This is a genomic window from Curtobacterium sp. MCJR17_055 (genome assembly GCF_003224335.1).
GTDB lineage: Bacteria > Actinomycetota > Actinomycetes > Actinomycetales > Microbacteriaceae > Curtobacterium.
Map to the genome: position 1 here is coordinate 180,196 of NZ_QKLF01000001.1, position 19,483 is coordinate 199,678.

22 protein-coding genes are annotated in these 19,483 nt (G+C 71.9%); 8 read left to right on the forward strand and 14 right to left on the reverse strand.

Translation table 11 applies throughout. The features are described from left to right. Window positions 1–60: 60 nt before the first annotated feature. The 4 genes from DEJ16_RS00845 to DEJ16_RS00860 are packed head-to-tail and all read right to left on the reverse strand — an operon-like array spanning window position 61 to window position 4,603. Window positions 61–1,416 (reverse strand): glycosyl hydrolase, encoded by a 1,356-nt coding sequence (locus DEJ16_RS00845; RefSeq protein WP_110823793.1) that lies wholly within the window; start codon window positions 1,414–1,416, stop codon window positions 61–63. Next, entirely contained in the window at window positions 1,416–2,393 is a 978-nt protein-coding gene (locus DEJ16_RS00850; RefSeq protein ID WP_220032699.1) for a carbohydrate ABC transporter permease, read from the reverse strand. The genes DEJ16_RS00845 and DEJ16_RS00850 overlap by 1 nt, the downstream gene beginning before the upstream one ends. After that, the gene (locus DEJ16_RS00855) at window positions 2,390–3,268 is read right to left on the reverse strand and encodes a carbohydrate ABC transporter permease (protein ID WP_110823792.1); all 879 of its coding nucleotides are present in this window, start codon (window positions 3,266–3,268) and stop codon (window positions 2,390–2,392) included. Before DEJ16_RS00855 ends, DEJ16_RS00850 begins: the two co-directional genes overlap by 4 nt. Window positions 3,269–3,304: 36 nt before the next feature. Continuing rightward, window positions 3,305–4,603: a sugar ABC transporter substrate-binding protein gene (locus tag DEJ16_RS00860; RefSeq protein ID WP_110823791.1), complete on the reverse strand. Its 1,299-nt coding sequence runs from the start codon at window positions 4,601–4,603 to the stop codon at window positions 3,305–3,307. Window positions 4,604–4,705: 102 nt separating this feature from the next. Between DEJ16_RS00860 and DEJ16_RS00865 the strand changes: the two genes are divergently transcribed. Beyond that, window positions 4,706–5,749: a LacI family DNA-binding transcriptional regulator gene (locus tag DEJ16_RS00865; protein ID WP_110823790.1), complete on the forward strand. Its 1,044-nt coding sequence runs from the start codon at window positions 4,706–4,708 to the stop codon at window positions 5,747–5,749. A 22-nt stretch (window positions 5,750–5,771) separates the two neighbouring features. Here DEJ16_RS00865 and DEJ16_RS00870 read toward each other — a convergent pair whose 3' ends face one another. Next, the gene (locus DEJ16_RS00870; protein ID WP_110823789.1) at window positions 5,772–6,131 is read right to left on the reverse strand and encodes a hypothetical protein; all 360 of its coding nucleotides are present in this window, start codon (window positions 6,129–6,131) and stop codon (window positions 5,772–5,774) included. 123 nt (window positions 6,132–6,254) lie between these two features. Here DEJ16_RS00870 and DEJ16_RS00875 point away from each other — a divergent pair, with 123 nt between their 5' ends. Next, entirely contained in the window at window positions 6,255–6,752 is a 498-nt protein-coding gene (locus DEJ16_RS00875; RefSeq protein WP_110823788.1) for a GNAT family N-acetyltransferase, read from the forward strand. An 84-nt stretch (window positions 6,753–6,836) separates the two neighbouring features. Here the strand turns inward: DEJ16_RS00875 and DEJ16_RS15415 are convergent, their stop codons facing one another. Then, a complete protein-coding gene (locus DEJ16_RS15415; protein ID WP_146232771.1) occupies window positions 6,837–7,016 on the reverse strand; it encodes a hypothetical protein in 180 nt (59 codons plus the stop codon). A gap of 423 nt (window positions 7,017–7,439) precedes the next feature. On the opposite strand from DEJ16_RS15415, the gene DEJ16_RS00885 reads away from it, so the two are divergent. Continuing rightward, window positions 7,440–7,811 carry a hypothetical protein gene (locus tag DEJ16_RS00885; RefSeq protein ID WP_110823786.1) on the forward strand — a complete coding sequence of 124 codons (372 nt, stop codon included), beginning with the start codon at window positions 7,440–7,442 and terminating at the stop codon, window positions 7,809–7,811. Between the two features lie 112 nt (window positions 7,812–7,923). After that, window positions 7,924–8,076 carry a hypothetical protein gene (locus DEJ16_RS15615; protein ID WP_181419398.1) on the forward strand — a complete coding sequence of 51 codons (153 nt, stop codon included), beginning with the start codon at window positions 7,924–7,926 and terminating at the stop codon, window positions 8,074–8,076. A 120-nt stretch (window positions 8,077–8,196) separates the two neighbouring features. Here the strand turns inward: DEJ16_RS15615 and DEJ16_RS00890 are convergent, their stop codons facing one another. Genes DEJ16_RS00890 through DEJ16_RS00900 form a run of 3 tightly spaced genes read right to left on the reverse strand, consistent with a single transcriptional unit; the run spans window position 8,197 to window position 11,429 of the window. Next, the gene (locus tag DEJ16_RS00890; protein WP_110823785.1) at window positions 8,197–9,048 is read right to left on the reverse strand and encodes a DMT family transporter; all 852 of its coding nucleotides are present in this window, start codon (window positions 9,046–9,048) and stop codon (window positions 8,197–8,199) included. Continuing rightward, window positions 9,045–9,707, reverse strand: a complete 663-nt coding sequence (locus DEJ16_RS00895; protein WP_110823784.1) for a response regulator transcription factor — start codon at window positions 9,705–9,707, stop codon at window positions 9,045–9,047. The genes DEJ16_RS00890 and DEJ16_RS00895 overlap by 4 nt, the downstream gene beginning before the upstream one ends. A 30-nt stretch (window positions 9,708–9,737) precedes the next feature. After that, window positions 9,738–11,429, reverse strand: a complete 1,692-nt coding sequence (locus tag DEJ16_RS00900) for a sensor histidine kinase (protein WP_110823783.1) — start codon at window positions 11,427–11,429, stop codon at window positions 9,738–9,740. 152 nt (window positions 11,430–11,581) lie between these two features. Here DEJ16_RS00900 and DEJ16_RS00905 point away from each other — a divergent pair, with 152 nt between their 5' ends. After that, window positions 11,582–12,166, forward strand: a complete 585-nt coding sequence (locus tag DEJ16_RS00905; protein WP_110823782.1) for a hypothetical protein — start codon at window positions 11,582–11,584, stop codon at window positions 12,164–12,166. 110 nt (window positions 12,167–12,276) lie between these two features. Here DEJ16_RS00905 and DEJ16_RS00910 read toward each other — a convergent pair whose 3' ends face one another. Further along, complete coding sequence (locus tag DEJ16_RS00910; RefSeq protein ID WP_110823781.1) at window positions 12,277–13,683, reverse strand: serine hydrolase; 1,407 nt, start codon at window positions 13,681–13,683, stop codon at window positions 12,277–12,279. A gap of 33 nt (window positions 13,684–13,716) precedes the next feature. Here DEJ16_RS00910 and DEJ16_RS00915 point away from each other — a divergent pair, with 33 nt between their 5' ends. Both DEJ16_RS00915 and DEJ16_RS00920 read left to right on the forward strand, forming a co-directional pair. After that, window positions 13,717–14,361 carry an FMN-binding negative transcriptional regulator gene (locus DEJ16_RS00915; RefSeq protein WP_110823780.1) on the forward strand — a complete coding sequence of 215 codons (645 nt, stop codon included), beginning with the start codon at window positions 13,717–13,719 and terminating at the stop codon, window positions 14,359–14,361. A gap of 32 nt (window positions 14,362–14,393) precedes the next feature. After that, entirely contained in the window at window positions 14,394–15,848 is a 1,455-nt protein-coding gene (locus DEJ16_RS00920) for an amidohydrolase (RefSeq protein ID WP_258365730.1), read from the forward strand. Between the two features lie 9 nt (window positions 15,849–15,857). On the opposite strand, the gene DEJ16_RS00925 is transcribed toward DEJ16_RS00920, so the two are convergent. From DEJ16_RS00925 to DEJ16_RS00935, 3 genes are all read right to left on the reverse strand, one after another. Then, window positions 15,858–16,871 carry an Fpg/Nei family DNA glycosylase gene (locus tag DEJ16_RS00925; RefSeq protein ID WP_110823778.1) on the reverse strand — a complete coding sequence of 338 codons (1,014 nt, stop codon included), beginning with the start codon at window positions 16,869–16,871 and terminating at the stop codon, window positions 15,858–15,860. A gap of 19 nt (window positions 16,872–16,890) precedes the next feature. Then, window positions 16,891–17,379: a ribose-5-phosphate isomerase gene (locus DEJ16_RS00930; RefSeq protein WP_110823777.1), complete on the reverse strand. Its 489-nt coding sequence runs from the start codon at window positions 17,377–17,379 to the stop codon at window positions 16,891–16,893. 67 nt (window positions 17,380–17,446) lie between these two features. Next, window positions 17,447–18,118 carry an XRE family transcriptional regulator gene (locus DEJ16_RS00935; protein ID WP_258365731.1) on the reverse strand — a complete coding sequence of 224 codons (672 nt, stop codon included), beginning with the start codon at window positions 18,116–18,118 and terminating at the stop codon, window positions 17,447–17,449. On the opposite strand from DEJ16_RS00935, the gene DEJ16_RS00940 reads away from it, so the two are divergent. Next, on the forward strand, window positions 18,117–18,635 hold the full coding sequence (locus DEJ16_RS00940; RefSeq protein WP_110823775.1) for a GNAT family N-acetyltransferase: 519 nt from the start codon (window positions 18,117–18,119) through the stop codon (window positions 18,633–18,635). The two genes, DEJ16_RS00935 and DEJ16_RS00940, sit on opposite strands and share 2 nt — an antisense overlap. A gap of 86 nt (window positions 18,636–18,721) precedes the next feature. Here the strand turns inward: DEJ16_RS00940 and DEJ16_RS00945 are convergent, their stop codons facing one another. Next, the gene (locus tag DEJ16_RS00945; protein ID WP_309146401.1) at window positions 18,722–19,372 is read right to left on the reverse strand and encodes a DsbA family protein; all 651 of its coding nucleotides are present in this window, start codon (window positions 19,370–19,372) and stop codon (window positions 18,722–18,724) included. Window positions 19,373–19,483 lie beyond the last annotated feature (111 nt).

The following is a 19,483-nucleotide window of genomic DNA, read 5'->3' on the forward strand; positions in this document are numbered from 1 at the left end:
GGGTCGTCGGGGCGTGGGGCGTGGGGCGTGGTGCTGGTCGTGCGGAGGTGCTGATCGGGGTCAGGGCATCGTCGCGGGGTGTGCGACGGACACGGTGGCGGACGCGGTGTCGTTCGGGACGTCGACGCAGGTGGTGATCCCGCGCGCGGCCAGGAGCGCGGGATCCCCGAGGCGGGAGCGCAGCACGACCTGCGGGCCGCGGCCGTCCTGCTCGGCGATCGCGAGCCAGGCCGCGGCGAACCGGCCGCCCGGCGCCGAGTCGGCTCGAGTCCCACCGAGCGGCGTCCCGTCCGGGGCGACGTCGTCGAGCACGAGCGCGGTCGTCGGCGGGGTCGGGGCCTGGTACCGGCCGTCACCGAACGCCAGGGCCATCTCACGGAACCGCTCCCCGGTCGGCTTCACGCGGCCGTCGTTCGTGAGCAGGCCGAGGTCGTACTCGAGCTCCGGGAAGTCGGCGAGCGAGCGGGACACGTCGTGCGAACACCACCACGTGATGCCGAACAGCCCCTGCACGTCGAGGGCGTGCCGGATGGTCTGCTCGGTGAACGTCGGGGCGTCGGCCACGTCCACCACGTTGGTCGGTGCGCCGACCTCCTGCAACCAGTTCGGCCGGTCCGCGCGGGTGTTCCACGCGGCCGCGAGCTGCAGCAGGTACTCGCCGTGTCGGACCGATCCCGGGCCGAGGGCACCGTGCAGGCGTGCCGACCCGTTGAAGACCCACGAGTGCGTGATGGTCGCGTCCCCGTGGTCGGCCGCGTGCTCCGGGCCGAACGGTTGCGCGTCGTCGTACCAGGCCGCGTCGTACTGGGCGAGCGTCACGAGGGGGGCCGGACGCTCGCCGACGGCGGGGGCGGGCCGGGTGCCGGAGCCGGGTTGAACCGCCGGACCGGCGAGCCCCTCGCGCGCCGCGGCGACCATCGCCGCCGCCCACGCGTGCCCCTGCTCGGGCGTCGTCGCGAACGGCGACGGGTGCGGGGCGTGCGCGAACTGGTTGACCTCGTTGCCGACCGTGACGCCGAGCAGGTTCGGCCGGTCCCCGACGGCGGCGGCGAGTGCCCGGACGTACGCGGCGGTCGAGGCGACGACGTCGGGGTCGGTGAACATGTTCCGGCGGTGCCACGAGTCGAGCCAGGACGGCAGGAAGTCGAAGCTCGACAGGTGCCCCTGCAGCGCGTCGACCGTGACGTCGAGTCCGAACGAGCCGGCGATGTCCACCACGGTCGCCACGTCGTCGAGCGCCTGTTGCCGGATGAGCGTCCGGTTCGGCTGCACGATCGGCCAGAGCGGGAAGACCCGGACGTGGTCGGCGCCGAGCCCGGCGATCGCCTCGAGGTCCCGCGCGGTGTCCGACGGCGAGAAGTCGAGCCAGGAGTGGAACCAGCCGTTCGACGGTGTGTGGTTGACGCCGAAGCGCATCAGCCCTTCACCCCGCCCTCTTCCACGCCCTTGAAGAAGAAGCGCTGCAGGACGGCGAAGATCACGGCGATCGGGATGAACGCGATCATCGTCCCGGCGGCGATCATCCGCTGGTCGGTGGCGAAGGTGCCCTGCAGGTACTGCAACCCGACCGTCAGCGTGAGCTTGTCCGGGGACTGCAGCACGATGAGCGGCCAGAGGAAGTCGTCCCAGGCACCGATGAACGAGAAGATCGCGATCACGGCGATCGTCCCCTGCACGGCGGGCAGCGAGATGTAGCGGAGGCGCTGCATCGCGTTGGCGCCGTCCATCACGGCCGCCTGGTCGATCTCCTCGGGCACCTGGCGGAAGGCGTTGTACATGAGCAGCACGTTGAGCGCGGCGATCATGCCCGGCAGGGCGACACCGACCAGGGAGTCGGCGAGGCCGAGGTCCTTGACCGTGACGAACTGGGAGATGATCGTCGCCTCGCCGGGCAGCACGAGGGTGGCGAGGAACAGGCCGAGGACGACCTTGCGGCCCTTCCACTGCAGGCGGGCGATCGCGAACCCGGCGAGCGTGGCGAACACGATGTTCCCGATGACGTCGATCGCGGCGACGATGAGCGAGTTCCCGATGTAGCCGAAGACCGGGATGGCGTCGCCCACGCGGAGGTAGTTGCCGAACGTCGGCTGCGCGGGGATGAACGACGGGTTCGCGGTGTAGATGTCCTCGCCGGTGCCCTTGAGCGAGGTCGAGAGCTGCCAGAGGAACGGACCGATCGTGATGAACAGCACCACGACGAGCAGGACGTAGCGGAGCACCTTCTCGCGGGTGGACATGACGCCCCACACCGCGCGACGGCGCCCGCGTCCGCCGGGCGGGGACTGCCGGGAGGCCCGGCCCACGTCCGTCGCGCCGGTGACGTCCGGTGTCGGTGCGGCCACGCCGGCGTTGCCGCCGATGACCGGTTCGCTGGTGCTGGTGGTGTTCGTCACTTGTCCGCCTTGCTGTTCATCCGGGCGAGGGCGAGCATCGGGATCAACGTCACGGCGAAGAGCAGGAGGCTCAGGGCGGACGCGTAGCCGAGGTTGCCGGTGAAGCCGCGGGCGTACTGCTGGATGAGCATGACGAGGGAGTTGTCCTGGCCGCCGGGGCCACCCGTCCCGTTCGTCAGGATGTAGAGCTCGCTGAAGACCCGGAGGGCGCTGACGCACACCAGGATGCCGACGAGCGTCATGGTGCCCCGGACGCCGGGCATGGTGACCGACCAGAACCGGCGCACCGCCCCGGCGCCGTCGAGAGCGGCGGCCTCGTGCAGGTCCTTGCCGACGTTCCCGAGGGCAGCCAGGAAGATGATCATGTAGTAGCCGAGGCCCTTCCACACGGTCAGGCTGATCGCGCTGAACAGCAGCAGCCACCGGTCGGACAGGAACGGGATCGCGCCCTGCACGACGCCGAGCGACTGCGCCATCTCGTTGACGACGCCGCGGTCGTCGAGGATCCAGTTCCAGATGAGCCCGACCACGACCGCGCTCGCGATCACCGGCGTGTAGTACGCGGTCCGGAAGAACGCGATCCCGGGCATCTTGTGCTGCACGAGCACGGCCATGAGGAGCGGGAGGACCGTCAGCAGCGGCAGGCACACCACCATGTAGATGACGCTGTTGAGCAGCGCCTCCCACACCTGCGGGTCCGCGAGCAGGGTCCGGAAGTTCGCCGTCCCCACCCATGCACTGACCCCACCGAGCGGGCTGGCGTTCGTGAACGACAGCCGCACGGTGTTGATCGACGGCCAGAGACTGAACGCGAGCAGCCAGACCAGTGCGGGCAGCACCAGCAGCCAGGGCGTGAACCAGCGGTTCGCACGCATGACGATCCTCCCTCTTCCTTCGGGTACCGGGCCGGATCAGCCGTTGGCGAGCAGGGTGTTCATCTTGGTCTGGGCGGTCTGCAGCGCCTTCTCGGGCGTCGTCCCGCCCTTCATCGCCAGCGCGATCTGCTGGTCGAGGAAGTCCGTCATCGCCGAGTTCGCCTCAACCGGGTTGAGGTTCTTCGCGGTCTTCAGGGCGTCGTTCGCGAGGACGCGGGCCTTCGCGTGCACGGTGCCGTCGTCCTCCGAGAAGAACGGGTCGGACTGCGAGGACTTCGTCGACGGGAAGATGTTCACCAGGTGGGCGAACTCCTCCTGGTTCTCGGCGTTCGTCATGAACGCGGCGAGCGCTTCGGCGGTGGCGAGGTGCTTGCTCTTGGCCGAGACGCTGAGGCCCTGCACGTACAGCGGCGGGTTGTCCAGCGCCGGCGAGACGATGATCTTGCCCTTGAGCGACGGGTTGTTCTTCTCGAAGTCGCTGATCGCGGTCGCACCGCCGGTGGTCCAGGCGACCTTGCCCTGCGTGAACAGGGTCGAGTTGCCGAGGTAGTCGGTGTTGAGGACCGACGACGGCATGAGCCCGTCCTGGTAGGCCTTCGCGTACTTGCTGATCAGGTCGGCGGCCTTCGAGGAGTCCGCGAACGTGAACTTCGTGCCGTCCGCGTTGAGGATCTTCACGCCGGCCAGCGAGAAGTCGGACAGGCCGGGCTTGCGGCTCATGAGGTAGTCGTCCGGGCACTGCTCGTGCATGGTCGCGGCCTGGTCGAAGAGCTCGTCCGTGGTCGCCGGCGGGTTCTCCGGGTCGAGGCCGCACTGCTCGAACATCGTCTTGTTCCAGTAGTCGATGTCGGTGTTGAGGTACCAGGGGTACCCGAACGTTCCGTCGACGCCCTTGTACCGGTAGGCCGCGAGTGCGCCCTCGACGTAGGTCTTCCCGAGCGTGGAGTCGTCCTTCGCGACGTCCTGCAGGAACCCGCGCTTCGCGAGGGGCAGGGCGATGTCCGGCGGCAGGTTGACGACGTCGGGCAGGGAGTTCGACGACGCCTGGCTGAGCACCTTCTCGGCGTAGCCGTCGCCGGGCTGGTCGACGAGCTTGACCTCCGCGTCGGGGTACTTCTTCTCGAACGCCTTCACGACGCCGTTGAGGTAGTCCGTGTACGTCGGCGTGAGTGCCCAGGTCTGCAGGGTGATCGACCCGCTGACCTCTCCGTCGCCACCGCCACCGGTGGCCGCCCCGCTGCCGCTCGAGCAACCGGTGAGGACGAGCGCTGCGGCGGCAGCGCCAGCGAGGATCGCGGCCACTCGGCCCGACGTCGTGCGTGGGGTGGTTCTCATCGTTGCTGACTCCTTCGTCGAGCTACTGAACCGGTTCAGCCTTCTGCGCCGAACCGCTGCGTGACGGTGACGATGCCTGACTAAAGCGCTATAGTCAAGCCCGTGGCCACAGGACGGCGGACGACGATCGCCGACATCGCAGCGCGGGCGGGCGTGTCGATCAGCGCCGTCTCCTTCGCCCTCAACGGGCGCCCCGGCGTGTCCGAGGCGACACGAGAACGAGTGCGACAGGCGGCGCGCGAACTCGACTGGCAGCCGCACACCGCGGCCCGGGCCCTCGGGGGCGCGAAGGCCGGGTCGATCGGCTTCGTGCTGAACCGCCCGGCGCGCACGCTCGGCACCGAGTCGTTCTTCGGCGACCTCATCTCGGGGATCCAGCTCGGCCTGACCGGCACCCACATCGGCATGACCCTGCTCGTCGCCCGTGATGCCGACGAGGAACTCGAGACCTACCGCGACTGGTGGCGCGGGCACCGGGTCGACGGCGTCATCGTGATCGACCCGCGCCGGGACGACGACCGCCTCCGTCTGCTCGCCCAGCTCGGGATGCCGTCCGTCGTCGTCGGCTCGCACCCCACCCCCGCCGGGTCGGCCCCGAGCGTCTGGATCGACGACTCGGACGCGACCGACACCGTCCTCCGGTACCTCCGCGCACTCGGGCACCGCCGCATCGCCCACGTGTCCGGGCCGCCGGAGTTCGAGCACACCGCACTGCGCATCGAACGCGTCCGGGCGTTCGCGGGTACGTTGCCGGACGCCACCGAGGACGACCGCACGGAGTCCATCCCCACCGACTACTCCGCCGAGGCCGGGTCCGCAGCCACCCGACGCCTGCTGTCCGGCGCCCGACGACCCACCGCGATCGTGTTCGACAACGACGTGCTCGCCGTCGCGGGACTCGGCGTCGCGAGCGAGATGGGCGTCCGCGTGCCGCAGGACGTCTCCATCGTGTCGTTCGACGACTCCGCGATGATCCGGCTCGTCCGCCCCGCGATCACCTCGCTGACGCGCGACACCGTCGAACTCGGCCAGCGGGCGGCGGTCCTGCTCCGCGAGCAGATCGAGGCCGACGCTCCCCTGCCGTCACGGCCGGGGCCGGAGTTGACGCTGAGCGTGCGCGAGTCCACGGCCCGCGTCGCCGACTGACGACGCCGACTGACGACGCGGACTACGACCGCTCGTCGACGAGGGCGACGAAGCGGCTGCCGACGCCCTCGACCTCGCGCCGTGTGAAGCCCGCCGGGGCTTCCGGCGCCTGGTACGGCGCGTGGTAGTCGCACATCAGGTGGTCCCAGTCCGGCCACCACTTCTTCGGCCGGGCCTCTTCCGCGTACCCGCACACGACGCACTCCAGGTGCACCCACACCTTCTTGCCCGTGCGGTTCGCCCGCGACTGCACGAGCCACGCGGGCGGGTCCTGCTCGATCGCGGTGAGTTCGGCCTCGCTGAGGCGGGACGGGATCCCGTGGTGGGTCGCCATCTCGAGGGGGATGTCGAGCCGGATGGCGGCGTCACGTCGGGAGAGCACCAGTCCAGGGTAGGTGCTCTGCCGGCGCGACGTCCGCCGCCTGCACGGCGTCGACCTCCGGCTCCGCGCTCGTCGTCACGGTCGGGGTGGCGAGACTGCTGTGGTGAGGCGTTGACTGGTCCGATGACGTTCGAGGTTCGCGACGCGACTCCTGCTGATGCCGCGCAGGTCACGCGGGTGCACCAGCGGTCTCGGGAGGCGTACTACGGGGACGCGCTCGACCGCCGCGACGCGGCTCAGGACCGGTACCCGATGTGGCTCGCCACCCTGACCCGTCCCGGCACCTGGTGCCTCGTCGCCGAGCAGGACGGGCACGTGGCCGGCTTCATCGCGGCGCACTTGGCGGACCGCGGTTCACCTGCTGAGCTGTCGAGCCTCTACGTCGACCCCGATCGGTTCGGGTCGGGCATCGGCACTGCGTTGCACACCCGGTTCATCGAGGTCGTCCCGTCGGGTACCGCTGAGCTCGAGGTGTGGGACGGGAACGATCGGGCCAAGCGCTTCTACGCGGACCGAGGCTGGCGACCGACGACCCGCACCCGGGCTGGTGTCGCCGGGAGGCCCTTCGTGACCTGGAGACTCGACGTGCGCCGCGGCTCGCGGTCGCTCAGCGCTCGATGACCACACGGTTCCACGGGCTGCCCGGTCGGGTACGGATCGCCTCGGCAGCCGACCTGGACGCGTGAGCCGTTCCTCCGCAGGCCGTCAGCCGATGACGCAGGGCGTCTCGAAGCGCAGGCCGAGGACGGTGGCGAGCTGGCGCCCGGAGGCTTCGGCTTCTGCACGCGTGTCGACGCGGAGCAACGGGGTCCGGCCGACCGACAACAACCACTGCGCCCCGGTGAACCGGGCACTGATCGCGTTCTCGCCCACGGCTACGCCCACTCACCGATCGTCGGGAGGCCCCACTTGTCGGCCCCTGGCACCCACGACCCGCCGAGGTCCTGACTGAGTGCCGCTGAGGTGAGTGCGGGAGCGACACAGTGGAGGTGGAGACGAACGGGACGCTGCAGGAGGTGCTGCGATCGGGTCGACGTTCCGGTGCGGAGTCGGGGGGCGGCGGTGACGTGCTGCATGGTTGCCTTCCTGAGGCGGTGTCCACGTCGGACCGGAGTCAGATCCGGGAGTGCGCGACGCGGCTGGCAGGGTCTGGGCCAGTCACGCCAGGCTACGAGCGGAACCGGCCCGCGTCATGGGGGTGGACGAGGAGCCCTCGGCGTGCTACATGGCCACCGCACCGATCCCCGGGACACGCCGGAGCGCGTCCGCGACTTGACGGAGTGTTCGAACACACGTTCGAATACGGGAGTGGGACGGCGTCGCGAGAACCGGTGGCAGCCCCCGGAACACCCGGAGGTCGAACGCCCGCGCGCCTTCTCCCTGTCCGAGGAGGCACGCGGTGGTGACGTCTGCCACGCGGTCACCCCGATGCCGGTCTGGGCATGGGTGCAGTTCCCGACGTTCCACGTACGGGTCAAGGCGTTCGCCCGCAGCTGGACGCGCGACGCGGTGCTCGTCGAATGGGCGCAGTTCGGGCAGCAGGCCGACGCCTGGATCTGGCGTTCGGCCGTCAAGCACCGGACCCTCCGAGCCGCCGACCCACGGACCGGGCACGCACCGACGAACGGGGCGCGTTCTGATCCCCGACCGGTGCGACAGCGCTCAGCGGAGTCCGTATGACGCACTGCGTTGACTTCGCGGACGAGCGCGAGGATCGTTCCCGACACACCGGTTCGCGAAGATGCTCGAGATTCGAGACATCCGTCCGGACCGGAGATCGGAAGGAGGCACCATGAAGAAGACCGAGGTGCCGTCCTGGGTCGCCCACCTGCTCACCCCACCCGAGGTCATCGAGGCCTACGTCGACCAACGGGTCAACGACCCGTCGCTCTTGTCGGACGTGCAGGCGGAACCCACGTACGCGGACTTCCTCCGCGGCGAGTAGACGGATCGTGGTGCGCGACCGATGACGGTCGCGTCGCCGACGTGGCACGGGCCTCCCGGCCGGCCGGGAGGCCCACCCCACGTCCCGCACACCCCCGACGGTGGTCGTGTCCGCCGTCGGTCAGAGCGGCGCCGCGCTGCGGCGCGCCGTGAGCGTCACCCCGGCGCTCGCCGCCGTGACACACGCGAGGGCGACGACCTCGACGGGAGACAGTGCCTCGCGGAGGACGACGAGCCCGGCGAGCGCCGCGAGTGCCGGCCCGAGACTCTGCAGCACGCCGAACACCCGGGTCGGCATGCGCCGGAGGGCCGTCATCTCGAGCGAGTAGGGCAACACGCTCGACAGGACCGCCACGGCGCCGAAGACCAGCAGGAGCACCGGGTCCGCGACGACGCCCTCGGCCGCGGGCCGGAGCCCGAACGGCAGTGCGACGACCATCGCGACGAGCATCGAGACGCTCAGGCCGTCGGTGCCCGGGATCGCCGCACCGACGCGTCGGTTCATGACGATGTACGCCGCCCAGCACCCTGCTGCGAGCACCGCCGCGGCGACTCCCCCGAGGTCACCCACCGCGGACGGCCCGACGCCGAGGAGCACCACGCCGGCGAGCGCCAGGGCTGCCCAGACGGCATCACGCCACCGGCGGGTGTGCACGAGGGACAGTGCCAGCGGACCGAGGAACTCGATCGTCACGGCGACGCCGATCGGGATCGTCGCGAACGCGAGGTAGATGAAGACGTTCATGCCGCCGAGGGCGAGGCCGAGCACGACGGCTCCTCGCCACTGCACGCGGGTCCAGTGCCGCACCCGCGGACGGACGAGCAGCGCCAGGACGAGCGCACCGATGACCAGGCGGAGCATGACCGCGCCGAGCGAGCCGACCTCCTCGAAGCGGGTCTTCGCGACCGCGGCCCCGATCTGGACCGACACCATCGCGGCGAGCGCCAGCAGTGGTGCCGGGACGCGGGTCATCCGAGGTACGCCAGGACGGCCAGGACACGGCGGTGGTCCTCGCCGGTGTCCTCGAGTGCGAGCTTGGCGAAGATGCTCGAGACGTGCTTCTCGACCGCGCCGGTCCCGATCACCAGGGCGCGGGCGATGGCGGCGTTCGTGCGGCCCTCGGCCATCAGCCCGAGGACCTCACGCTCGCGCGGGGTCAGGGCGGCGAGCGGGTCGCGCCGGCGGCTCATGAGCTGCGTGACGACCTCGGGGTCGAGCACGGTGCCGCCGGAGGCCACGCGGCGCACGGCGTCGTCGATCTCGTCGAGGCGGGTCACACGGTCCTTCAGCAGGTACCCCACGCCCGAGCTGCCCGCGGCGAGGACGTCCTCGGCGTAGGTGGCCTCGACGTACTGCGAGAGCAGCAGGATCCCGGTCCGGGGTGCGATCCGACGGGCCTGGACGGCGGCGCGGACGCCCTCGTCGGTGAACGTCGGCGGCATCCGGACGTCCATGACCACGACGTCGGGCGCGAGTGCGGGGAGCGCCGCCAGGAACGAGGCCGGGTCGCCGAACTGCCCGACGACGTCGATGCCGGCTTCGTCGAGCACGCGGGCCAGCCCCTCGCGCAGCAGGACGGCGTCGTCGACGACGACGGCCCGGATGCGCGCTGCATCCTGGCCGTCGGTCATGCGGTCAGCCTAGTGGCGACCGGACGCCGGTCACGCGCGGTGCGTGGGGACGCCGTTCAGCGCGCCGAGCGGGATCCGCGCGGTCGCCTCGGTCGGGCCGCCGGCGGGGCTGGAGACCGTCAACTCCCCGTCGAGGGCGCGCATCCGGCCCATCAGCCCCTGGATGCCGTGCCCCTCGCGCGGGCTGGCACCGCCGCGGCCGTCGTCGGTGACGCTGACGGTGAGGAACCAGGTACCGGACGCGTCGACGAGCAGCCCGAGGTAGACCCCCGCGGCGGAGGCGCCGGCGTGCTTCGCCGTGTTCGTCAGGAGCTCGCTCACGGTGAAGTACACGTTCCGCTGGATCTCGGACGCGAGCTCGAGCCCGTCCGGCAGACGGACGTCGAGCCCGACGGGGATCGGCGACCGCGCGCACAGTGCTTCGAGGGCCGCGACGAGACCGCGGTCGAGCAGGATCGGCGGCGCGAACCCGCGGGACAGCGCCCGGAGTTCGTCGAGCGCGTCCTGGGCGTGTCCCGAGGCCTCGGCGATGAGCTGCTTGGCGCGCTCCGGGTCCTTCTCGAACGACCGCTCGGCCGAGGCCAGGTCCATGCGGAGTCGGACGAGTCGCTGCTGCGGGCCGTCGTGCAGGTCGCGCTCGATCTGGCGGAGCGCCTGCCCCTCCGCGGTGACGGCACCGGCGCGGGACGCCTGGAGGCCCGCCACGCGCTGCTCGAGGACCTCGGCCCGGAACCCGCCGAGCAGGCCGTGGTCGATCCAGTAGTGGGCGAGCACGGAGCCGCGCAGCCACAGCGGGAACAGCAGGACGCTCGCGGCCATCGAGAGCAGCGCGAGGGTGCCGAGCCCGGCGATCGACCCGATCCCGTTCGGGTCGACCAGGTACGTCCCGGCGACGACGTAGGCGAGGACCGCGACGACCGGCCAGAGGAACCCGACCGCCAGGAGGAGCCCGGCACCGACGGTGACCACCGCGGCCATCGGGTAGACGACCACCGCGTGCAGCAGGTACAGCCAGTAGTGCGGGTTCGCGACCGCAGACCCGGTGCGCGTCCACCAGTTCTGCTGCCAGCGGGGCGTCCAGTCCACCGGACGGATCGGTCGCGGGTCCGCCCAGCTCATCCGGAGCTTCTCGAACTGCCCCAGCCACCGGGCGACGAACAGCGCGACGAAGAACAGCAGCAGCGTGAACGGGTTGAGGACGTCCCGCGAGCCGAACCCGCCGATGCCCAGGACGGCGGGGAACGCGAAGTACAGCGTGCAGAGGAGCACCGCCGTGAGTGCCATGTAGCCGAAGTCCCGCGGCGACCGACGCCAGGCCTCCCGGTAGAAGGCACCGGCCGTCATGCCGCCGCCCCCGCCACGGACCGGGCTCGACGGCCCCCGCGTGGCGCTGCCCTGGGCGGACAGGGGCGGTGTCGCGTCCCAGCTCGGGTGGGTGCCGTCGCTCGGGGCGGGCTGGGAGGGCATCGGGGTGGTGGCTTCCGGTGTCGGTCGGTCAGGGGCGCTGTCGCGGTCGGGCGTCGTGTCCCGGTCGGCGGTGGTGTCCCGGCCGGGTGTGGTGTCCCGGTCGGTCGCCGTCACGTCGTGGAGCGGAACGGTCTCGGCGTGGTCGGGTGCTGCCGTCACGTCGTGGAGCGGAACGGTCTCGGCGTGGTCGGGCGAGGCCACCGCCTCGTCCAGGGGGACGGTGCGGGCCAGGTCGAGCCGGTCGGTGTCGGTCATGCATCGAGCCTCGCGGAGACGAGGGCCCGGTCCCATCCTGCCGTCTCCCGGACCAGGGGTGGGGTTGTCCCCACCCCGACACGGTGGTCCTCGCGTTCGTCGTCCGGTGATGTGTAGGGTGCCGGTACTGCATCGCGTCACGAGGGGGAACCGTGGACCAGACCCGGTACGAACGACTGTCCGCGCTGGCCGCCGTGGTGGCCGCGCTCGTCCCGGCCGTCACGGTCGTCATCGGGTGGCTGGACCGGATGGCCGCGTGGCCGACGTCGTCGGGGCTCGGCGTCGTCGGGCTGGTGGCGGGAGCCGTCGCGGCCGTCCTCGCCGCCCGACGCGGGGACCGTGCGACGCTCGGCTTCGGGCTCGCAGCCGTCGCCCTCCCGCTCGGGGTACTGCTGCCCACCGCGCTGCACCCCGTCGCGACCGTGCTGCTGCTCCTCGCGCGCGTCCTGCTCCTGGTGTTCGGCGTCGTGCTCGTGGTGCGGTCGTCCGGGTCGCGCCGCACCGCGGGCTGGTTCGTCACGGTCGGAGCCGGCGTCTGGCTGCTGTCCGAGGCCGTGATGAACGTGCTGTTCCGCGTCTGGATCCCGCCGCAGGAAGCACTCCTACCCCTCTTCACCGTGCCGCAGGTCGGCGAGATCGTCGGATTCGCCGCGGCTGCGCTCGTGTTCGTCCCACCGCTCGTCCGCCCGGTCGGCGCGGGCGTCCGCCGACTCTGGGACACCGCCGACGTGCGCTGACGCCGCCGGTGCGCAGGGCCGGGCCGCGCGGCACCGTGGTCGGGATCGGGATCGGGATCGGCCGAGCAGACCGTGCCCGGCCAGCACCGCCGGGCCCGGCCAGCAGGGCGTCACACGAGGGCGGCCGCGACCTCCGGCGTCTCGTCCGGCACCGACCACGGCCGCTGCGTCATGCCGCTGTCCCCGCGGACGGACACGACCGCGCCGGAGTCGTCCCGGGTGTACACGATGTCCTCGTCGACGGACCCGAACCGGTTGCCGGATGCCATGCGGAGCGTGTCGGCGTCGACGACCTCGAGCCGGACCGGCGACTCGGTCGGCACCGGCTGCGTCGGGTCGATCGCGAGCAGGCGGTCACCCACCCTCGCGATGTCGGTGATCCCCTCGAAGGTCGCGAAGCGCCCCGTGTACCGTGCGGCGTCGACGTCGGCGGGGATCACCGGACCGGCCGCGTGCTCGTCGGCGGCCGCGTCGAGCAGGTGCACGATGCCGTACGCCAGCATCGTCGCCGGACCGGTGGCGCTGCTCGTCAGGACGGACACGACCAGTGAGGACGCGGGGTCGAACACGGACTGCGTGATCTGTCCGGGGAACCCGCCGGAGTGGCCCCGGACCTCCCGGCCGTTGATCCGGTCCACGATGAACCCGGCGCCGTAGCCGCGGGCGGCCGGGTCGGAGTCGAGCGCACTCCACGCCTTCCGCTGCGCGAGGCGCTTGGCGTGGTCGGAGAGCAGCGTCCCGCGGCCCGGCACGTGCGCCGAGAAGTAGCGGACCAGGTCCGAGGCCGTGCCGTGGAAGCCGGTCGCCGCGGCGAGCGCCCCGGTCGTCACGTGCGGGACCGGCTGCCGGGTGCGCGCCGTGTGGAGGCCGGTGTAGCCGACGACGAACTCGTCCTCGCGAGCGGGGTCGAACTCCGCACCGGTGTGGCGGAGCCCGAGCGGCTCGGTGATCGCGGTGCGGACGTGCTCGGCGTACGACGTGCCCGTCACGGCCTCGATGACGAGCCCGAGCAGCCCGTAGCCGAGGTTCGAGTAGTTGAACGCCGAGCCGACCGGGACCTTCGCGCCGCCCGCGACGACGAGGTCGACGAGCTGCTGCGCGTCCGGGAAGGGGTGCGCGAGCGCCCAGTGGTCACCGTCGGCGCCGTCACGGACGACCCCGGCACCCATCTCCATGAGCTCGCGGACGGTGGCGTCGGCGATCGGGGAACCCGCCTCGACCAGCGCGGGGACGAACGAGCCGACCGTGTCGTCGAGCCGCAGCGCGCCCTGGTCGGCCAGCTGGAGCAGCGCGGTGGCGGTGAAGGTCTTCGAGTGCGAGGCGATCCGGAACAGGTCCGTCGTCGTCAGTCGCCGTCCGGCTGCCACGTCGGCGTACCCCCAGGCGTCGGCGAACAGTTCCTCGTCCTCGAAGCCGATCGCGACCTGCACGCCGGGGAGCCGCAGCTGCCACACCTTGTAGGCGACCCACTCTCGGACGTAGGGCAGGACGGACTCGTAGGCTGCGCGCTTCTCCATGCCGACCAGCCTGGCATGTGCCACGCTCGTCGCATGCGGCACACACCCTCCTTCCTGATGACCGAGGTCGACGAGGTCCGACGACTCGTCCGCGGCAACCCCTGGGCGACGATCGTGTCCTCCACCGCGGAGGGGCTCGTCGCGTCGCACTACCCGTTCCTGCTCGAGGAGCAGCCCGACGGCAGCGACGACATCGTCCTCGTGTCGCACGTCGGCCGGCCGGACGAGGTGGCGCACGAACTCGGGCAGCACGAGGTCCTGGTCGTCGTGCAGGGCCCGCACGGGTACGTCTCCCCCGCCTGGTACCCGCCGGAACAGTTCATCCCGACCTGGAACCACACCACCGCGCACCTGTGGGGGACGCCGGAGATCCTGTCGGACGAGGAGAACTTCCGTGTCCTCGGTGACCTCGTGGACCACTTCGAGGCCGCGATGCCGTCGCCGGTGTCGCTCGACGTCGACGCGGACGCCGCCCGCCGGATCGCCCGCGGCACGGTCGGCATCCGCATCCGCGTCACCCGCTTCGACGCCCGCGCGAAGCTCAGCCAGAACAAGGCACCCGAGGTGGTCGACCGGATCATCGCCGGCCTGCGGACCGACGGCCCCTACGCCTCCCCCGCGCTCGCCGACGAGATGGCGCGCGTCCAGGGGACCACGACGACCGGCCTGGAGGCGTGATGTCGGCGACCCTGCTCCGTACCGTCCGGCGGGTGGGCGCCTTCGGCGCCCCCAGCGACGTCCTGGTCGTCGACGGGCGGGTGTCCGCGATCGCGCCGGCCGGCACGCTCGACCCGCTCGACACCGACACCCACACCGGCACCGACACCGAGGTCGTCGAGGCCGAGGGCGCCTGGCTCGGGCCCGGTCTCCGCGACCACCACGTGCACCTCGACCAGTGGGCACTCATGCGCCGACGGATCGACGTGACGGACTGCGGCTCCGCCGAGGAGACCGCGGACCGCCTCGCCGCCGCAGCCCGGACCGGCCGCCCGGACCGGGTGCTCGTCGGGCACGGCTACCGGGACGGACTCTGGCCCCGCCCCGCTCGACGGGAGCTGCTCGACCAGGCCGCACCGGGCCTCCCGGTCGTCGTCGTGAGCGCCGACCTGCACGCCGTCTGGTGCAACGAGGTCGCCCTGGCGCACTTCGGTGCCGTGCTCGGCCGGGCGCTCCCGGCCGGTACCGACGGTGTGCTCCGCGAGCAGGACGCGTTCGACGTGACCGGCGCGCTGTCCCGGGTGCCGGACGACCAGCTCGACGCCTCCGTCGCGGACGCCGTCGAGGCGGCCGCGGCCCGGGGTGTCACCGGGGTCGTCGACCTCGAGATGGACGCCGACATCGACCGGTGGGTGCGACGGATCCACGCCGGGACGGACGGCCTGCGCATCGCCTCCGGGGTGTACCCGGCACGGCTCGACGAGGCGGTCCGCCGCGGACTGCGGACGGGCGACGTCGTCGACGGGACGCGGGGCCTGCTCACCGTCGGGCCGTTCAAGGTGATCACCGACGGGTCGCTCGGCACCCGGACCGCCGCGACCGCCGACGGCGAGGGCGTCCTCACCTGGGCGCCGGAGGACCTCGTCCCGCTGCTGCGTCGGGCGGTGGACGCCGGGCTCGTCCCCGCCGTGCACGCGATCGGCGACCGCGCGGTCACGCTCGCGCTCGACGCGCTCGAGACCGTCGGGAGCCGCGGCTCGATCGAGCACGCGCAGCTCCTCGCCGTGCCCGACGTCGAGCGGTTCGCCCGGCTCGGCGTCGTCGCGTCCGTGCAGCCCGAGCACGCCATGGACGACCGGGACATCGCGGACCACCACTGGGCGGGACGCACGGACCGGGCCTTCCCGTTCGCCGCGCTCGAACGTGCGGGCGCCGCGATGGTGCTCGGCTCGGACGCCCCGGTCGCGCCGCTCGACCCGTGGGTGTCGATGGCCGCCGCCGTCGGACGGGACCGCGACGGCCGCGAGCCGTGGCACCCGGAACAGCGGATGTCGGCGCTCGCCGCGTGGCGGGGGTCGACGGACGGACGGGTGTCGGTCACGGTCGGCGACGTCGCGGACCTCGTCCTCGTGCCGACCGATCCGCTCACCGCGTCGTCGGCGACGCTCCGGGCGATGCCGGTCCTCGGCACCGCGATCGCCGGCCGCTGGACCCACCGCGACCTCTGACCGGCGGGGCTACTTCTGGTCCTCCGGGCACCAGTAGAGCTTGCGGCCGGCCATGTCGGCGACGCGGATCTCGGTGCCGCACACCCGGCACGGCTCCCCCGCGCGGTGGTACACCCAGTGTCGGTCGGCCCGGGAGCGCATCGCCTTCCGGTACTCGGCGTCGGTCAGGCCGTCCATCGTCATCATCTGCCCGATGCGGACCCCGTCGTGCAGGAGCTTCGACCAGTCCTGCCACAGCGCCTTCGCCTGCCTGACGGTGATCTCCTTCCCGGGCTTGTACGGGTCGATGCGCTGCCGGAACAACAGCTCCGCCCGGTACACGTTGCCGATGCCGCTCACGACGGACTGGTCCATGAGCAGCTGACCGATCGCGACGTTGCGCTTCCGGACGTTGTCCACGAACGCCTTCTCGGCCTCGGGCCCGTCGTCGTTCATCGGGTCCGGGCCGAGCTTGTCGAGCGCACGCTGCACCCCGGCCGGGTCCTCGACCACGCAGGCCGTCGGTCCGCGGAGGTCCGCCACGGCGGTCTCGGTGAGGATCCGCACGCGCACCTGCCCGACCGGGTCCGGCGGGAAGGCCTCGATCGGGTCCTCGACCTTCTCCTGCTCGGCCATCCGGTAGCGGGAGCGCCGCGGGGCACCGATGGAGCGGAGGGAGTCCTCGCCGTCGTCGTCGGGAACGTGGTCGGCGTCGTCGCCCGCGTCTCCGTCCTCGGTGACCGTGCCGCGCTGGTTCGTCTGGCCGATCCGCCCCTTCGCGCTCCGCATCGTCGCGTCGGTCGAGATCTCACCCGCGAAGTCCCACGCGCCGTACAGGCCGAGGTGCACGCGGAGGAACAGGTCGCCCTCGAACTCCAGGAACATCTGCTTCGCCACGGCTCGTGCGGCGATCATCTTCCGGCCGTCGAGCTGCGCGGCTCCGGCGGCGAACCGACCCTGCGGGCTCGACACCTCGCAGACCCGGCCGACGAAGTGCAGCTCGAACTGGCGGGCGATGCGGTGGACGGAGTGACCCTCGGGCATTGCTCTTGTCTACTCGGCCCTACTGGTCGATCTGCTTGCCGGCGATGTGCCCCGTGGTCTCGTACTCGGCGAGCTGCGCGATGCGGCGGGCGTGGCGCTCCTCGCCCGAGAACGGCTCGGCGATGAAGAGGTCGACGAAGCGGATCGCCTCTGCCTCGGTGTGCTGGCGCGCGCCGATCGAGATGACGTTCGCGTCGTTGTGCTGGCGGGCGAGCAGCGCGGTCGACTCGTTCCACACCAGGGCCGCGCGGATGCCCTCGACCTTGTTCGCGGCGATCTGCTCACCGTTGCCCGAACCACCGAAGACGACGCCGAGGGCCTGGACGCCCGCGCGCTGGTCCTGCACGACGGCGTGCGCGGCGTTGATGCAGAACGAGGGGTAGTCGTCGAGCGGCTCGTACTCGGTCGGTCCGTGGTCCACGACCTCGTGGCCGGCTTCGGTCAGGTGGACGCTGAGGGTCTTGGTGAACTCGAGGCCGGCGTGGTCCGTTCCGAGGTGGATGCGCATGGACCGATCCTATTCCCGGGCACACGCCGGACGGGACCCGTCCGGCGGACGGCGGTGGGGCCTCCCGTCAGCGGTGCCGCACGACGACCACGACGTACCGACACGGCTCGTCGCCGGGGTTCCGGTAGACGACGTCAGCGGGTTCGCCGAGCTCGATGCGGTCCCCGGCGCCGAGTCGGGTCGTCGTGTCACCGGCCTGCAGGTCGAGGGTCCCGTCGACGACCCAGATGCAGTGCCGGAGGAAGGCGTAGGCGCTCGCGGGGTAGGCGACCTCGCGGCCGGCCGGCAGGCGCACCTCGGTCACGTCCGCCGGGAAGTCGGCGCTGGACAGCGGTCGACGGCGGTACCCGGTCTCCGGGTCGGTCCAGGAGTCCGCGGACGCGGCGCGCTGGACGCCGCGGGCCTCGTCCGGGTCATCGGAGCGCGGGACCTCGTGCTCGAGGGCCTCGTCGAGGAGCTGCGAGACCGTCAGGCCGAACGCTCCGGACAGACGACCGAGGATGGTCGCGGTGGGACTGGAGACGCCCCGCTCGACGCGGTTGATCATCGCGCGGGAGACGCCGGACTCCTCCGCGAGCTCGGTGAGGCTCCATCGACGTTCGGTGCGGAGGCGCTGCAGCCGTTCCCCGAGGCGGCGCTGGTCGGCGTCGTCGGGGTCCTCGGCGTCATCGGGCTCCTCGGCGCCCATGACGTCCGGTGGCGCGATGACGCCCTCCTGCTCGTCTACGATGTGAGACATGGCGACAGCATATGCGACGAACGCGGTGGTCATCCGCGACTGCACCCCCGCCGACCTCGACGTCGTGCACGCCCTCCACGTCGACGCCGTCCTGCACTCCACCGCGATCTGGCAGGAGGAACCGCATCCCCGGGCGTGGTTCGACACCTGGCTCGCGGAACGGCAGGGCGACGGGTGGCCGGTCGTGGTCGCCGAGGTCGACGGCGTCGTCGCCGGGTACGCCTCGTACTCGCAGTGGCGGCCGCACCAGGGCTACCGGCACACCGTCGAGCACAGCGTCTACGTCGTCGAGGGGTTCCGCGGCCGGGGGGTCGCGTCGACGCTCATGCACGCCCTGGTGGCCCGTGCGACCGCGGAGGGTCGGCACGTCATGATCGCCGGCATCTGCAGCACGAACGCCGGGTCGATCGCCCTGCACGAGCGGCTCGGGTTCGAGACCGTGGCCGTCGTGCCCGAGGTCGGCCGGAAGGCCGGCCGCTGGCTCGACCTGACCCTGATGCGGTTGCCGCTGGCCTGAGCGGGCGATGCCCGCAGGGGGACGACGGACAGGAGGCGCGGTGCGGACCCGCACCGCGCCTCCCGTCGGGTCGTCGGGCCGGGCGGTCAGTCCTCGACGGTGTCGAAGACCGGGCCGGTCGTGCGGGAGCGCTTGAGCTCGAAGAAGCCCGGGTAGCGGGCTGCGGCGACGACACCGTCCCAGAGGTCGAGCGCCTCCTGCCCCTTCGGCGCCGGGGAGATGACCGGCCCGAAGAACGCGACGCCGTCGACGGCGATGACGGGCGTGCCGACGTCCTGGCCGACGCGCTCGATGCCGTCCCGGTGGCTCTCCCGCATCGCGGTGTCGGTCTCGTCCGTCCAGGCCGCGTCGGCGAGGTCGGCCTCGAGGTCGAGCTGCTCGAGCACGGCCGGCACGACCTGCGCGGGGTCCTTCTGCTGGCGGTGGTGGATCTGCTCGCCCAGCGCGTCGTAGAGCGGCTTGACGACGTCCTGGCCGTGCCGGGTCTTCGCGGCGGTCACCAGGCGCGCGTACACCTGGTTCCGCTCGAGGGCCTCGCGGTACTCGGCGGGCATGTCCTCGTTGTGCTCGTTGAGGACGAACAGGCTCATCACGTTCCAGGTGACGTCGAGGTCGCGGTGCCGCTCGACCTCCCCCACCCAGCGGCTCGTCATCCATGCCCAGGGGCAGGTCGGGTCGAACCAGAACTCCACAGCAGTCCGGGTCGCAGGGGTCGTCTCCACAGTCGTGTCGGTCACGGATCGCAGCGTACGCCCGCTCGCTAGGCTGGTCCCGAGCCGTCCCACCGGTGCACGACGCCGGCCGGGGCCCCGACACGCGGACATCGATCGTCCGCGTCCGCAGCGAAG

What these genes read in the sequence shown, in the direction of transcription:
- DEJ16_RS00845 (WP_110823793.1), bottom strand. Translation starts at nt 1,416, where the DNA reads ATGCGCTTCGGCGTCAACCACACACCGTCGAACGGCTGGTTCCACTCC.
- DEJ16_RS00855 (WP_110823792.1), bottom strand. Translation starts at nt 3,268, where the DNA reads ATGCGTGCGAACCGCTGGTTCACGCCCTGGCTGCTGGTGCTGCCCGCA.
- DEJ16_RS00860 (WP_110823791.1), bottom strand. Translation starts at nt 4,603, where the DNA reads ATGAGAACCACCCCACGCACGACGTCGGGCCGAGTGGCCGCGATCCTC.
- DEJ16_RS00875 (WP_110823788.1), top strand. Translation starts at nt 6,255, where the DNA reads ATGACGTTCGAGGTTCGCGACGCGACTCCTGCTGATGCCGCGCAGGTC.
- DEJ16_RS15615 (WP_181419398.1), top strand. Translation starts at nt 7,924, where the DNA reads ATGAAGAAGACCGAGGTGCCGTCCTGGGTCGCCCACCTGCTCACCCCA.
- DEJ16_RS00890 (WP_110823785.1), bottom strand. Translation starts at nt 9,048, where the DNA reads ATGACCCGCGTCCCGGCACCACTGCTGGCGCTCGCCGCGATGGTGTCG.
- DEJ16_RS00895 (WP_110823784.1), bottom strand. Translation starts at nt 9,707, where the DNA reads ATGACCGACGGCCAGGATGCAGCGCGCATCCGGGCCGTCGTCGTCGAC.
- DEJ16_RS00900 (WP_110823783.1), bottom strand. Translation starts at nt 11,429, where the DNA reads ATGACCGACACCGACCGGCTCGACCTGGCCCGCACCGTCCCCCTGGAC.
- DEJ16_RS00910 (WP_110823781.1), bottom strand. Translation starts at nt 13,683, where the DNA reads ATGGAGAAGCGCGCAGCCTACGAGTCCGTCCTGCCCTACGTCCGAGAG.
- DEJ16_RS00915 (WP_110823780.1), top strand. Translation starts at nt 13,717, where the DNA reads ATGCGGCACACACCCTCCTTCCTGATGACCGAGGTCGACGAGGTCCGA.
- DEJ16_RS00925 (WP_110823778.1), bottom strand. Translation starts at nt 16,871, where the DNA reads ATGCCCGAGGGTCACTCCGTCCACCGCATCGCCCGCCAGTTCGAGCTG.
- DEJ16_RS00930 (WP_110823777.1), bottom strand. Translation starts at nt 17,379, where the DNA reads ATGCGCATCCACCTCGGAACGGACCACGCCGGCCTCGAGTTCACCAAG.
- DEJ16_RS00940 (WP_110823775.1), top strand. Translation starts at nt 18,117, where the DNA reads ATGGCGACAGCATATGCGACGAACGCGGTGGTCATCCGCGACTGCACC.
- DEJ16_RS00935 (WP_258365731.1), bottom strand. Translation starts at nt 18,118, where the DNA reads ATGTCTCACATCGTAGACGAGCAGGAGGGCGTCATCGCGCCACCGGAC.